General features: G+C 69.4%; 14 protein-coding genes. All 14 read left to right on the top strand.

Annotation, left to right across the window (positions count from 1 at the left end; translation table 11 throughout):
* Positions 1 to 141 precede the first annotated feature (141 nt).
* The 14 genes from rpsF to OE229_RS02445 all read left to right on the top strand — a co-directional run bounded on the left by rpsF (position 142) and on the right by OE229_RS02445 (position 13,062).
* Positions 142 to 525: a 30S ribosomal protein S6 gene (gene rpsF, locus OE229_RS02510; protein ID WP_027466903.1), complete on the top strand. Its 384-nt coding sequence runs from the start codon at positions 142 to 144 to the stop codon at positions 523 to 525.
* Between the two features lie 3 nt (positions 526 to 528).
* A complete protein-coding gene (locus tag OE229_RS02505) occupies positions 529 to 1,098 on the top strand; it encodes a single-stranded DNA-binding protein (protein WP_110862690.1) in 570 nt (189 codons plus the stop codon).
* A gap of 100 nt (positions 1,099 to 1,198) precedes the next feature.
* Entirely contained in the window at positions 1,199 to 1,456 is a 258-nt protein-coding gene (rpsR, locus tag OE229_RS02500; RefSeq protein ID WP_017887834.1) for a 30S ribosomal protein S18, read from the top strand.
* 14 nt (positions 1,457 to 1,470) lie between these two features.
* Positions 1,471 to 1,923: a 50S ribosomal protein L9 gene (gene rplI / locus OE229_RS02495; protein WP_027466901.1), complete on the top strand. Its 453-nt coding sequence runs from the start codon at positions 1,471 to 1,473 to the stop codon at positions 1,921 to 1,923.
* 569 nt (positions 1,924 to 2,492) lie between these two features.
* Positions 2,493 to 3,857 (top strand): replicative DNA helicase, encoded by a 1,365-nt coding sequence (dnaB, locus tag OE229_RS02490; protein ID WP_410007323.1) that lies wholly within the window; start codon positions 2,493 to 2,495, stop codon positions 3,855 to 3,857.
* 341 nt (positions 3,858 to 4,198) lie between these two features.
* On the top strand, positions 4,199 to 5,089 hold the full coding sequence (locus OE229_RS02485; protein ID WP_262139589.1) for a helix-turn-helix transcriptional regulator: 891 nt from the start codon (positions 4,199 to 4,201) through the stop codon (positions 5,087 to 5,089).
* 139 nt (positions 5,090 to 5,228) lie between these two features.
* Positions 5,229 to 7,973, top strand: coding sequence for a helix-turn-helix transcriptional regulator (locus tag OE229_RS02480; RefSeq protein ID WP_262140076.1), 2,745 nt, complete (start codon positions 5,229 to 5,231; stop codon positions 7,971 to 7,973).
* 157 nt (positions 7,974 to 8,130) lie between these two features.
* Positions 8,131 to 8,847, top strand: a complete 717-nt coding sequence (locus tag OE229_RS02475; RefSeq protein WP_182064502.1) for an alpha/beta fold hydrolase — start codon at positions 8,131 to 8,133, stop codon at positions 8,845 to 8,847.
* A 46-nt stretch (positions 8,848 to 8,893) separates the two neighbouring features.
* Complete coding sequence (locus OE229_RS02470) at positions 8,894 to 9,730, top strand: alpha/beta fold hydrolase (RefSeq protein WP_262139587.1); 837 nt, start codon at positions 8,894 to 8,896, stop codon at positions 9,728 to 9,730.
* Between the two features lie 43 nt (positions 9,731 to 9,773).
* Positions 9,774 to 10,436, top strand: coding sequence for an AraC family transcriptional regulator (locus OE229_RS02465; protein ID WP_182064500.1), 663 nt, complete (start codon positions 9,774 to 9,776; stop codon positions 10,434 to 10,436).
* An 88-nt stretch (positions 10,437 to 10,524) separates the two neighbouring features.
* The gene (locus tag OE229_RS02460; RefSeq protein ID WP_262139586.1) at positions 10,525 to 10,989 is read left to right on the top strand and encodes a hypothetical protein; all 465 of its coding nucleotides are present in this window, start codon (positions 10,525 to 10,527) and stop codon (positions 10,987 to 10,989) included.
* Between the two features lie 53 nt (positions 10,990 to 11,042).
* Positions 11,043 to 11,462, top strand: a complete 420-nt coding sequence (locus OE229_RS02455) for a DoxX family protein (protein WP_182064498.1) — start codon at positions 11,043 to 11,045, stop codon at positions 11,460 to 11,462.
* 71 nt (positions 11,463 to 11,533) lie between these two features.
* Positions 11,534 to 12,094 (top strand): MOSC domain-containing protein, encoded by a 561-nt coding sequence (locus OE229_RS02450; RefSeq protein ID WP_262139584.1) that lies wholly within the window; start codon positions 11,534 to 11,536, stop codon positions 12,092 to 12,094.
* Positions 12,095 to 12,105: 11 nt separating this feature from the next.
* Positions 12,106 to 13,062 (top strand): NAD-dependent epimerase/dehydratase family protein, encoded by a 957-nt coding sequence (locus tag OE229_RS02445; protein WP_262139582.1) that lies wholly within the window; start codon positions 12,106 to 12,108, stop codon positions 13,060 to 13,062.

The raw sequence follows: 13,062 nt of genomic DNA, 5'->3' as shown, positions 1-13,062 counted from the left end.
AGGCCGGTGGCGCGCCTCCAGGCAGTCCGGTAGGCTACCCAGGTTGCCCCTCGCGCACCTGCGTGGTCTGGGGCACATGCATCAACCCTCCTGCCCCGGGAACCGCCCGGGGCCGCTGAGACCAGAGGAGGTGGGTTCCGCATGCACCAGTACGAACTGATGGCGATCCTCGACCCCGAGATCGATGAGCGCACCGTCGCTCCCAGCCTGGACAAGTTCCTGGCCGTGATCCGCAACGCGGGTGGCACCGTCGACAACGTGGACGTCTGGGGCCGTCGCCGGCTCGCTTACGAGATCGCGAAGAAGTCCGAGGGCATCTACGCCGTCGTCGACTTCACGTCGTCGCCCGAGGCCGCCAAGGAGCTCGACCGTCAGCTCGGTCTCTCCGAGGCCGTGCTCCGCACGAAGGTCCTCCGCGCTGAAGAGGGCATCGCGCAGGTCGCCGCCCAGAAGCAGCGTGACGAGGCTCGCGCGGCCCGCAAGGCCGCCAACGCCTCAGCAACCGCGACCGCGAGCGCCGAGTAACCCGTGGCCGGCGAAACCGTCATCACGGTGGTGGGCAACCTCACCGCGGACCCCGAGCTGCGCTACACGCAGAACGGGCTCGCCGTGGCGAACTTCACCATCGCGTCGACCCCTCGCACGTTCGACCGTCAGGCGAACGAGTGGAAGGACGGCGATGCGCTGTTCCTCCGCGCGAGTGTGTGGCGCGAGTTCGCCGAGCACGTGGCGGGGTCGCTGACGAAGGGCTCGCGCGTCATCGCGCAGGGTCGTCTGCGTCAGCGTTCCTACCAGGACCGTGAGGGCCAGCAGCGCACGAGCATCGAGCTCGAGGTCGACGAGATCGGCCCGTCGCTCCGCTACGCGACCGCACAGATCACCCGCGCAGCGGGTGGCAGTGGCGGCGGTCGTGGCCAGGTCGGCGGTGGCGGCAACGCCCCCGCGGGCAACGGCGGCGGCAACTGGAACAACAACGGTGGCGGTCAGTCGGACGCGCCCTGGTCTCCCCAGGGCGGCCAGCAGGGTGGCGGCAACGCACAGTCGAACGACGTGTGGAGCACCCCCGGTGGCAACTTCGACGACGAGACCCCGTTCTGATCGGAGCACGCAGCGCCGCCTCACAGCGGCAACTGCGAGTTCCGGACTGATCCTCCCGGTTCCGACGGACACACAACTTTTCTTCTAAGGACAAATCACTATGGCTGGAAAGAGCACCGGCGACCGCCGGAAGCCTCGCGGCAAGGGCGGCAAGAACGCTGCTCCCGCGAAGTCGATCAAGGTCGGCGTCATCGACTACAAGGACGTTGCGACCCTTCGCAAGTTCATCTCGGAGCGTGGAAAGATCCGCGCCCGTCGCATCACCGGCGTCTCCGTCCAGGAGCAGCGCCTCATCGCCCGTGCCGTGAAGAACGCCCGTGAGATGGCGCTCCTCCCCTACGCCGGCTCCGGCCGCTGATCGGAGGTCGACACATGTCGAAGCTCATCCTCACCCACGAGGTCTCCGGCCTCGGTTCCGCCGGTGACGTCGTCGACGTCAAGAACGGCTACGCCCGCAACTACCTCATCCCCCAGGGCTTCGCTGTCGCGTGGTCCAAGGGCGGCGAGAAGCAGGTCGAGTCGATCCGTGCAGCGCGTACCGCGCGCGAGCTCGCCACCATCGAAGAGGCACAGGACCTCAAGATGAAGCTCGAGAACGCGACCATCACCCTGTCGGTCAAGGCCGGCAAGGACGGTCGTCTGTTCGGCTCCGTTCGTCCGGGCGACGTCGCTGACGCCGTCCAGGCGCAGGGCGTCGGCTCGCTCGACAAGCGCAAGGTCGAGGTCCCCGCGACCATCAAGACCGTCGGTGACCACGAGGCCACCGTGCGCCTGCGCGAGGACATCACTGCCGTGATCTCGCTCAAGGTCGTCGCTGCCAAGTAGCACTGACGTTCCGCTCCACGACGGGCGGGTCTCCTCCGGGAGGCCCGCCCGTCGTTGCGTTCCAGCAGCGCGCGCGCGGCTTGTCCTACGGCTGTCGCCGAGATGGTCGGGGGCCTGGAGGCGCGGCTCGACTCGGGCTGGCTGGTTACGATTCAGACAGGGTCGCGCTGGCTGGGAACGGGCCGAGAACTCTCCCCACAGGAGGGGTGCTTGTCAAGTCGTTTTACACAGTGGAAACGTGTCAAATCGCAACCTTCAAGGGGTACTTGAAGCCCACTTTTCCACACACGGTGTGAACCAGAAAAGCCCAGGTCAAGCGGTCGAAAGTGTGTTCGTACGGTCCTTTTTCCACAGGCTCGTCCACAGTTCTCCACACAGTGGTCCGGCGTGTTCCGCAGGCTGTCCACAGAGTTATCCACAGGGCCGTTTGTTGGGGATAACTTCGGGGCCGTAGCTTGGCCCAGCGACTCGGGGATGTCGGTCGCCGGGGGTAGGAACAGGGGTGCGGGTTCCGGCCGGTGGGTGCTGTCTCGTCGGTCCAGGTCCGCGTCGTCAACAGAGGAGAGCGTGTGCCGATCGCACATCTTGAGCCCGCACCGCAGGACTACGCGGAGCGCGGCATGGAACGCACCCCGCCGCACGACATGCTCGCGGAGCAGTCGACCATCGGCGGCATGCTCCTGTCGAAGGACGCCGTCGCCGACGTCATCGAGACCGCCCGCGGTGTGGACTTCTACGTCCCCAAGCACGAGGTCATCTTCGACGCGATCCTGTCGCTCTACTCGCACGGTGAGCCCACCGACGTCATCGCCGTCACCGACGAGCTGACCAAGACCGGTCTGCTGTCCCGTGCCGGCGGCGCCGAGTACCTGCACAGTGTCACGAGCATGGTGCCGACCGCCGCGAACGCCGGTTACTACGCCGGCATCGTCGCCGAGAAGGCCGTCCTCCGTCGCCTGGTCGACGCCGGCACCCGCATCGTGCAGATGGGCTACGCGTCGGAGGGTGAGGTCACCGACCTCGTGAACAGCGCGCAGGCCGAGGTCTACAACGTCGCCGGTGGTGTGCAGACGGAGGACTACGTCCCGCTGACCGACGCCATCTCCGCCGCGCTCGACGAGATCGAAGCCGCCAAGGGCCGCGACGGCCAGATGACCGGCGTGCCGACCGGGTTCGCGCAGCTCGACGGCCTGACGAACGGCTTCCACCCCGGACAGCTCATCATCGTCGCCGCCCGCCCCGCCCTGGGGAAGTCGACCCTCGCGCTCGACCTGTGCCGCGCCGCCGCGATCAAGCACGACCAGACCGCCGCGTTCTTCTCGCTCGAGATGGGTCGCGCCGAGATCGCGATGCGTCTGCTCTCCGCCGAGACCAGCGTGCCGTTGCAGAACATGCGCAAGGGCACCGTGGACTCCCGCGACTGGACCACCATCGCCCAGACCCGCGGCCGCATCAACGACGCCCCGTTCTTCATCGACGACTCCCCCAACATGACGCTCGTCGAGATCCGCGCCAAGTGCCGTCGACTCAAGCAGCAGCACAACCTGAAGCTCGTGGTCATCGACTACCTGCAGCTGATGACCTCGGGCAAGAAGGTCGAGAGCCGCCAGCAAGAGGTCTCCGAGTTCTCGCGTGCCCTGAAGCTGATGGCCAAGGAGCTCCAGGTCCCCGTCATCGCCCTGTCGCAGCTGAACCGTGGTCCCGAGCAGCGTGCCGACAAGAAGCCGGCGATCTCCGACCTCCGTGAGTCCGGCTCCATCGAGCAGGACGCCGACATGGTCATCCTGCTGCACCGCGAGTCGGCGTACGAGAAGGACAACCCGCGTCAGGGTGAGGCGGACCTGATCGTGGCGAAGCACCGGAACGGACCGACGGACACCATCACCGTGGCGTTCCACGGGATGTTCTCGCGGTTCGTCGACATGCCGCAGTAGGCGAGGTGTTGACGGCCGCCGAGCCACTCGTCCAGCTACCGCTCAACGCGCCGGGGCTGCGGCGAAACTGCAGCACGACTCCGTTGCCCCGAACGGGACGGCCGAAGCAGCTCTTCGGCAGCGGTCCGCAGTTGCGGGCAACCACACCGAGTCAGTCGTCCACAGCTGAGGACCCTGCTGCACCGCACTGCGCGGTCCTGGACTGCAGATCGCTGTTGTATCCGCATGCCGCAGCGCTTGCTCGCCTCGGACTTGGGGTCCGGCTCACGGGATGTCACGATGACGTGGTGACGGCGACGCCGCTCCCGGAACGGCCGCCCACGTTCCGGAAGATGCGAGTGGTGGCGGTCAGTGAACACCGCGGCACCGAGCTCGAAGAAACGTACGGCCTCGCGGATGGTGTCGAGGGTTCCCTCGACCAGTTCCAGTACATCAGCGCCGGCGATGCGGACGTGTCGATGCGCGGGGCCGTCGTGGACGGCACCCGGACAGGCCGCATGCGGCCACGCCTCGAACACATCGTGTTCTGGATCGCGGATGGCATCGCGACCATCACCACTGAAGCCGGCGACACCATCACCGCCATCCCAGGACGGCCGATGTTCCTCTCGAGCAGCATCGTCTACGACTTCGACGCCGACACCCGCAAGATCTCGATGCTGCACCTGTCCGACCGTCTGCTCCACCGACGTCTCAACAGCCGCGGAATTTACCTGCGAAGCCCGCTCCTGTTCGACGAACAAGCCGATGACCTCGACGCGCTCCGACGGTTGCGGGAAACGCTCCGCCAGACCACACCCGAACTGGTCGACGCCGCAGTCGAGGGCGACACACGGGCGGCACTGAACGCACGAATCGCTGACGCCATCATCGACACCTTCCGCGTACGGGTCACGCGGAACGGCGCGACCACACCACTCGCCCGCGCCGTGGACCTGATCCACCGCGAAGCGCCCACTCCGCTCTCGCTCCAAGACCTCGTAGCCACATCGGGCATGAGCATGCGCGGTCTGCAAAGCGCCTTCGCGCGCACCTACGGGGTCACCCCGATGCAGTACCTGCGGAACGTTCGTCTCGACGGCGCTCGAAGCGACCTCGAGGACGGCGCCGCGACGAAGGTCGCGGACATCGCCCGGAAATGGCAGTTCCGCCACCTCGGCCGGTTCGCACGGACCTACGCGGAACGGTTCGGCGAACAGCCGAGCCACACACTCCGACAGCGAGACCGCTGACCGACGGGGCAGCGCGGGACCCGGCTGCACCACGAGCGGGGTTCGTGGGTGCCGAAGGTGACTCCCGGACGATCGGTGGCCAGAGCCGATCACCAGCACACTGCGACTGCCGAACCGCTGCCATACTGACACCGTGACGATGGCGCAGCCCATCATCGGGCGTGAGCGGGAGACGGCAGCACTCCGGCATGCGATCCGTGACGTGGCTGGTGGTGGTTCGGCCTTCGTGATCGACGGCGAAGCGGGGATCGGCAAGTCGTCGCTCGTGGCCGATGTGCTCCAGTACGCGAACAGCCTCGGCGTCCGGACGATCACGACCACCGGCACCCTGGCCGAGGCGGCCGAACCGTACGCCGCGCTGCACATGCTCCTGTACCCGTTGCGAGCCGGGATCACGAACCTGCCGGCACCGCAGCGCCGTGCTCTGGACGTCGCGTTCGGTGTGGTGACTGGGGTCCAGCCTTCGCCGCTGCTCGCAGGACTCGCGGCGCTGACGTTGCTCTCCGATGCCGCGGCCGAACGTCCGCTCCTGGTCGTCGCCGAGGACCTGCACTGGATGGACGCGTCGTCCGAGTGGGCGCTCCGCATGATGGCTCGACGTGTCGGTGAGGACCCGGTCGTGATCCTGATGACGACGCGGAACTCTGACATGGTGGAGACCCCGGGCATCCAACGCCTGCACCTCGGCCCACTCGACGAATCGGCTGCCGACGAATTGCTCGACGGGATCTCCGGAGCGCCCACGGGGCCTGCTCGTCGAGACCTCGTGCTGCGCGCCGAGGGCAACCCGCTCGCACTGCACGAGCTCGGTCGGTCGGCCGCGACGGCGGATCGCACTCGGGACCGCCCGGTCGTGGGCCGGGTCGAGCAGGAGTTCGCCGCTCGGTACGCGGAGCTGGACCAGTCCGTCCGGTTGGCGATACTCGCCGTGGCGCTGTCCGGCGGCACCAGCCCAGAGGAGGCGGCTCGCGTCGCTGCCCGTGCCATCGGCAGGTTCCCGACGCCGACCTGGACCGAGCAGGCCTCGGCGTCGTCGCTCCTCGAGTGGGTCCCACCGCGAGCGATCCGGTTCCGACACCCACTCGTGCAGTCGGCGGTCCTCCTGGCGGCTTCGCCGTCGGAACGTACCGCGGTTCTGCGGTCGCTCGTGCTCGAACACCAGGACGACCCGGCGCGGACCATCTGGTGGCGCGCCGAACTCGCCACCGGACACGACGACGCACTCGCCGACGAGATCGCCGCGCTCGGTGAGGGACGGACCGCGATGTCGGACACCTTCGTCGCGAGCCGCGCCTACGAGCGTGCCGCCGAACTGACCTCGGATGTGGTCAACCGCGTCGAACGGCGCATCGTCGCTGCGGAACTCGCCGGACTGTCAGGCCGCACGTCCGAGGCGTCGCTGCTGGTGCAGCGAGCTCGCGACGAGGCACCCGACCGGCTGCGCGCCGCGCGGGCCGCGTGGATCGCCGAGACCCTGCCCACGGGGCGGACCGGCCTGGCCGTCGGCGACCTCGGTCCGGCGCTCCACGCCGTCTCCGAGATGCAGGCAGCCGGCGCCGTCGAGCACGCCACCGACGCACTGTTGCACCTCGCCGCGCTCGCCTGGGACCACACCGCCCAAGCGGACCCGGGCGACCCCATGCTCGTCGTCGTCGAAGCCCTCGCGCTGCCCGAGGACGACCCGCGGTCGCTGCTGCTCGCGGCCCGGACCGAGCCGGTCGCCCGTGGCGATCGCGTCCGGGAACTCGCGCTGGCAGCGGCGCCGACTGCCCACGACGAAGCATCGGCGTGGCTCCTCGGCTACGCGCTCAACCTGGTGGGCGAGATCGACACGGCCCGTGTCCTGCTCGATCGTGCCCTCGCGAGCATGGGGTCACGTGGTGAACTGCGGACGTTCCCGCAGGCGCTCATGGGGACCTCCATGACCACCTACCTGGCCGGGGACGTCGCCAGGGCACGGGTGTTGGCGGAGCAAGCCGCATCACTCGGCCGTGACCTCGGCGACGCCGGGTTCTCCGCAGCGGCGCGGTGTGCGCTCGCGTGGTTCGACGCACTCGAGGGCGAACACCCCGACGCTGAGCGGATCGCCGGCGGGACCGCGGCCGGCGCACAGGTGCTCCGTTCGAGTGCGATGCGCGCCACGCTGCTCGGCGCGACGGGGTTGGCACACCTCCTCTCCGGCCGGGCAGCGGACGCGCTCGGGCCCCTGCGACGCCTGTTCGACGCCGACGACGACGCCTTCAACCCGTCCTTCGCCGTCCTGACCTCCCACGACTACGTCGACGCCGCGCTGGAGTCCGGCAACCGGGCGGATGCCGAGCAGCGGTTGGTGGACCTCGAGCGACTCCACGCACGATGGCATGCCCCCATGGTGCGGGCCGCCGTCGACTACGCCCGGACCGCGCTCCTTCCCGACGACGCCCACGAGGCCACCTGGGCGACCCTGCAGCACGAGCGCTGGCCGATCCCGTACGTGCAGGCCCGAGCGCTCCTGCGACTCGGTCGTCGTCTGCGTCGTCTGCACCGCAGCACCACCGCGCGTGCCGTCCTGCACGCCGCCCTGGACCTGTTCGAGGCGATGCCCGCTCGGACCTGGGCAGAGCGGACACGGGACGCCATCCGCGCGACGGGCGAGCGCGTACCGATGACCGGGCAACACAGCATCGAGCGGCTCACCCCGCAGGAGCTCCGGGTCTGCACGCTCGCAGCCCGAGGCCTGAGCAACCGCGCCATCGGCGAACACCTCTTCGTCTCGCCCCGGACGGTCGGCGCCCACCTGTACGCGGCGTTCCAGAAACTCGGCGTCTCGACCCGGCAGCAGCTGCCGTCGGTGCTGGGGCCGCAGGCCGCAGCAGCGACAGCGGACCAGCTGGCGACCGACTGACCGTCCGGCGACCGACTAGGTCACACGGAAGCACATCTCGGTCATCACGACTGATGTGCACCGCTGGTCCCCGCCCCTACCGTCTCGGACGGGAGCACACCCTCCCTTCACCGACGAAGGTCCGCAGCAGCGGCTACGGACCGGGAAGGACCCCACCGTGACCGGATCACCGACCATCGTCCTCGTCCACGGAGCCTTCGCAGACGCCGCCAGCTGGGCGCCCGTCACGAAGCTCCTGCTCGATCAGGGCCACAGGGTCCTCGTCCCGCCGGTGTTCAACCGCAGCTTGTCCGGCGACGCGGCCTACATCAAGTCCTTCGTCGAGCAGATCGACGGACCGGTCCTGCTCGCCGGGCACTCCTACGGCGGCGCGATCCTCACCGTCGCCGGCGTCGCCGAGAACGTCGTCGGGCTCGTCTTCGTCGCGGCGTACGCGCTCGAGGAGGGCGAGAGCCTCGGAGCCCTCCAGGGAGGGTTCCCCGACAGCGACCTCGCCGAGAACCTCGTCTACGCGCCCTACCCCATCGACGGTGCCGAGCCCGGCACCGACGTCTCCGTGGCCGTCGACGCCTTCCCGGCCGTCTTCGCGGGTGGCCTCGACCTCGACCGGGCCAGGGTCCTCGCGGTGTCGCAGCGTCCGCTGTCCGCCGTCGCGTTCGGCGAGCCCGCGTCCGTCGCGGCGTGGAAGACCAAGCCGTCCTGGGGCATCGTCTCCAGCGCCGACCACACCATCAACCCGGACGTCGAGCGCTTCGGCTACCGGCGCGCGGGCGTCCGCAAGGTGATCGAGATCGACGGACCGCACCTGGTGATGCAGACGCACCCCACCGAGGTCGCGGCGTTCATCACCGACGCCGTCGCAGAACTCGACTGACCACCCACCGACCACCACAACCGCAGAACAGCACAGGAGAGCAACCATGGGTTACGTGACCACCGATGACGGTGCAGAGATCTACTTCAAGGACTGGGGCAACGCCGACGCGCAGCCGATCGTCTTCCACCACGGCTGGCCGCTGTCCTCGGACGACTGGGACGCGCAGATGCTGTTCTTCCTGGCCGAGGGCTTCCGCGTCATCGCGACCGACCGACGCGGTCACGGCCGCTCGTCGCAGATCGGCACCGGCCACGACATGGACCACTACGCCAGCGACGTGTCCGCGGTCGTCGAGCACCTCGACCTGCACGACGCCGTCCACATCGGCCACTCCACCGGTGGCGGCCAGGTCGCTCGCTACGTCGCGCGGTACGGCCAGCCCCAGAACCGGGTCGCGAAGGCGGTCCTCGTGTCCGCCGTGCCGCCGCTGATGGTGAAGACCGACGCGAACCCCGAGGGCACCGACATCTCGGTGTTCGACGGATTCCGCCAGGCACTCGCCGCCAACCGCGCCGAGTTCTTCCAGGCTGTCGCGTCCGGCCCCTTCTACGGCTTCAACCGTGACGGCGTGACGCCGTCGGAGCCGGTCATCGCGAACTGGTGGCGTCAGGGCATGACGGGCAGTGCCGTCGCACACTACGAGGGCATCAAGGCGTTCTCCGAGACGGACCAGACCGAGGACCTCCAGGCCATCACCGTGCCCGTCCTCGTCCTGCAGGGCGACGACGACCAGGTCGTGCCGTACCAGGACGCAGCGCTGAAGCAGGCCGAACTCCTCAGCGACGCAACGCTCAAGATCTACGAGGGCTACCCGCACGGCATGCTGACGACGCACGCGGACGTCATCAACCCCGACATCCTCGCGTTCATCCGCAGCTGACCTCGCAGGCCCTGGTGTCCCAGGGCCCCTGACAGGGGGTGCGGTGCGTCCGTCACCGCACCTCCTGGGCGGTCGCGAGTTCACCTTCGACGCGCTCCCCACCACCCAGCACCTGATCCGCTTCGACGGCGCGTTCCTCGAGGCAGTCGCCGCCGCTCGAGCGCAGACGGTTCCGGCGCCTCTCCGCTTCGAAGCGATCACCGATCCCGCGGTGCTGCAACGCTTGCGGACGACGATCACTGCCGTCGCTCCGCAACTGCTCAACCCGGCACTCGACCAGGCGTCGCGTTCGGCGAGCAACGTCGTCCTCGCAGAGGCCGTGTCGGACGCGTTCCGCGCGTTCCCGGCGCTGGACATGCCGCTGCTGGCCGGACCCGCGACCATGCGGTTGGCGCAAGAGTGGATGGTCGCGAACGCGCACCGTTCGATCACGATCACGGATGTGTGCGCCGCAGCGGGAGTGGCCGTACGGTCCCTCCAGTCGTCGTTCCAACGCCACGCTGGACGATCGCCGATGCACTTCCTTCGGGAAGTCCGCTTGTACCGGGTGCGCGCAGCGTTGAGCGCCGCCGACGCCGACATCACCACCGTGGGCGAGATCGCTCGAGCCTGGGGTTTCCAGCACCTCGGCCGGTTCGCCGGGTACTACGCGGGCACCTTCGGCGAACCGCCGTCGACAACGCTTCGCCGCCGACCGTCGCCCTAGACGTACCCGATCCCGCGCCGGGAGGACCCGAGGTCTGGTTCCCGGTGTCGGGGCGTGTTAGGTTGTGCACAACCTAATGGAGCGCAACGTGAAACTGACCAGCTGGATCGACCTCGTCACCGGTGGCCTGCTCGCCGGGCACGGCATCGCCACGGTTCGCCGCACCCCGCTGCACGCGCGAGCCCAGCAGATGCAGCGACGTGGATTCGAACCGGGTGTCCCACACGCTCTTGGCATCCCCGGCCTCGAAGTCCTCTCCGGGGTCGGACTCGCGACCAAAGCACTCCGTCCTGCTCCAGGAAGCGATCTGGTCGGCGCTGGGTCCGCCGTCGTGGCGACCGCCCTCGGTGGCACGCGGCTCGTGATCGACCGCGAAGACGGCTCGGTGACGAGCACGACCGGCGGTGCTGCCGCACTCACACTCGCCGGCGTGCTGCGACTGCTCACCTCGACCCGCGGCCGTCCGGTCGCCCAGATCGTGACGCTCGGTGCCGCAGCTGCCGTGATCACCTTCGAGGCCGCACGCCGACGCCGCCTCCTCCGCAGCCGCTGACCTCGGCTCCCGATCCACCGAATCCCACCACGACCGTGAAAGGCACCACCCCGATGGCAACCCGCACCCCCGCAGTCCGCTCCACCCGCCCCCGGACCATCGTCCGCATCCTGTTCGGCGCGATGCTCACGTGGGCCGGCATCAGCCATCTGACCGTCGCGCGCGAGGAGTTCCAGGCGCAGGTGCCGAAGTTCGTGCCGCTGCCGACGGATGCCACGGTGATCGCCTCCGGCGTGGTGGAGATCTCGCTCGGGGCTGCGCTGATGCTCCTGGCTCGGCGCCAGGTGACCGTCGGCTGGGTCGTCGCGGTGTTCTTCCTGGCGGTCTTCCCCGGCAACATCGCGCAGTGGATGCACCACCGCGACGGGTTCGGTCTGGACACCGACACCAAGCGCTTCGTCCGCCTGCTGTTCCAGCCCGTGCTCATCGCCGTCTCGCTGTGGGCCACGAACGCGCTCCGCACGCGCCGCTGAACAGGCCTGCGGGAGCCCCGCTGACCGACGCTGCACTCGCGCGGCCGCGACCATGGGGCAGAATCGGCCCCATGAGCGGGGACGACATGGACCAGCCGCGCGTGGTCGCGGTGAGCAAGGACGATGAGCACCGGTTCAGCAAGCCGTTGGTCGACGCGGTGACGCTCGTGGCGGGGTGGGGCATCGAAGGTGATGCTCACGCCGGCACGACCGTGCAGCACCGCTCCCGGGTTGCCCGTGACCCCTCGCAGCCGAACCTGCGCCAGGTCCACCTGCTGCACGCCGAGCTGTTCGACGAGGTCGCCGAGGCAGGGTACGACGTCGAACCGGGCCAGATGGGCGAGAACGTGACGACGAGCGGCGTCGACCTGCTCGGGCTCCCCGAGGGGACAGTGCTGCACCTCGGTGACGACGCGTCGGTCCGGGTCACCGGCCTGCGGAACCCGTGCCAGCAGATCAACGGCTTCGAGCCGGGACTCCTGCGTGCGGTGCTGGGGCGCGCCGAGGACGGCACGGTCGAGCGCAAGGGCGGCGTGATGAGCGTCGTGCTCACCGGGGGCACGGTCCGGCCGGGCGATCGCATCCGGGTCGAGCTCCCCGACGGTGAACGACGGCCCCTCCAGCCCGTCTGATGCCGCAGCGCGTGCGACGCGTCCTGGTACTCGGCGGAAGCGGTTGGCTCGGGCGAACGATCGTCGACGAGCTCCTGTCCGAGGGTGCCGACGTCACCTGCCTCGCCCGGGGCGTCACCGGCGGTGTCCCCGAGGGAGCGCGCTTCGTCCAGGCGGATCGAGCCCTGCCCGGCGCGTTCGAACAAGCCACCGGGGCCTGGGACGAGGTCATCGAACTCGCCCACGCTCCCGAGCTCGTCGCCCCGGCGCTCGACGCCCTCGCCGACCGGACTGCGCACTGGACCCTGGTGTCCACGGTCTCGGTGTACGCCGACAACGACGAACCGGGCGCCGACGAGTCCGCCCGGCTGGTGGAGCCGACGGACCCGTCCGAGTACGCCGACGCGAAGGTCCTCGCCGAGCGCACGACACGGCTCCGGCTCGGGTCGCGGCTGCTCGTCGCACGTCCGGGGTTGATCGTCGGGCCCGGCGACCCCAGTGACCGGTTCGGGTACTGGCCGGCACGCTTCGACCGCGGTGGGCCGGTGCTGGTGCCGACGACGGCGGAGCGGTTCGTCCAGGTGATCGACGTCGCGGACCTCGCCGCCTGGCTCGTCCGTGCCGGGCGCGACGGGTTCGTCGGCACGGTCAACGCCGTGGGCGCTCCGACGCCGATGCAGGACTTCTTCCGGTGCGTGGCCGAGGTCACCGGCTTCGACGACGAGCTGGTCGCGGTCGACGACGACGTCCTGCTTGCACACGACGTGGCCTACTGGGCCGGACCGCGATCACTCCCCCTGTGGATCCCGGTGTCGGAGGCCGGGTTCGCGCAGCGCTCCGCGGTGGCGTTCACGGACGCCGGCGGGGTGACCCGACCCCTCCGGGACACCGTCGTGCGGGTACTCGAGGACGAGCGTGCCCGCGGGACGGATCGGGAACGCCGTGCCGGCCTCACCCCGACAGCGGAACGGACGATCCGCACGGGGTAG

Origin of the sequence: Curtobacterium poinsettiae (genome assembly GCF_025677645.1) — a bacterium.
GTDB lineage: Bacteria > Actinomycetota > Actinomycetes > Actinomycetales > Microbacteriaceae > Curtobacterium > Curtobacterium poinsettiae_A.
This window is presented reverse-complemented; position numbering and strand designations above follow the sequence as displayed.

Coding starts and splice junctions, on each gene's coding strand:
- rpsR (WP_017887834.1), top strand. CDS start 1,199: ATGGCTGGAAAGAGCACCGGCGACCGCCGGAAGCCTCGCGGCAAGGGC.
- OE229_RS02480 (WP_262140076.1), top strand. CDS start 5,229: ATGGCGCAGCCCATCATCGGGCGTGAGCGGGAGACGGCAGCACTCCGG.
- rplI (WP_027466901.1), top strand. CDS start 1,471: ATGTCGAAGCTCATCCTCACCCACGAGGTCTCCGGCCTCGGTTCCGCC.
- OE229_RS02450 (WP_262139584.1), top strand. CDS start 11,534: ATGAGCGGGGACGACATGGACCAGCCGCGCGTGGTCGCGGTGAGCAAG.
- OE229_RS02470 (WP_262139587.1), top strand. CDS start 8,894: ATGGGTTACGTGACCACCGATGACGGTGCAGAGATCTACTTCAAGGAC.
- rpsF (WP_027466903.1), top strand. CDS start 142: ATGCACCAGTACGAACTGATGGCGATCCTCGACCCCGAGATCGATGAG.
- OE229_RS02455 (WP_182064498.1), top strand. CDS start 11,043: ATGGCAACCCGCACCCCCGCAGTCCGCTCCACCCGCCCCCGGACCATC.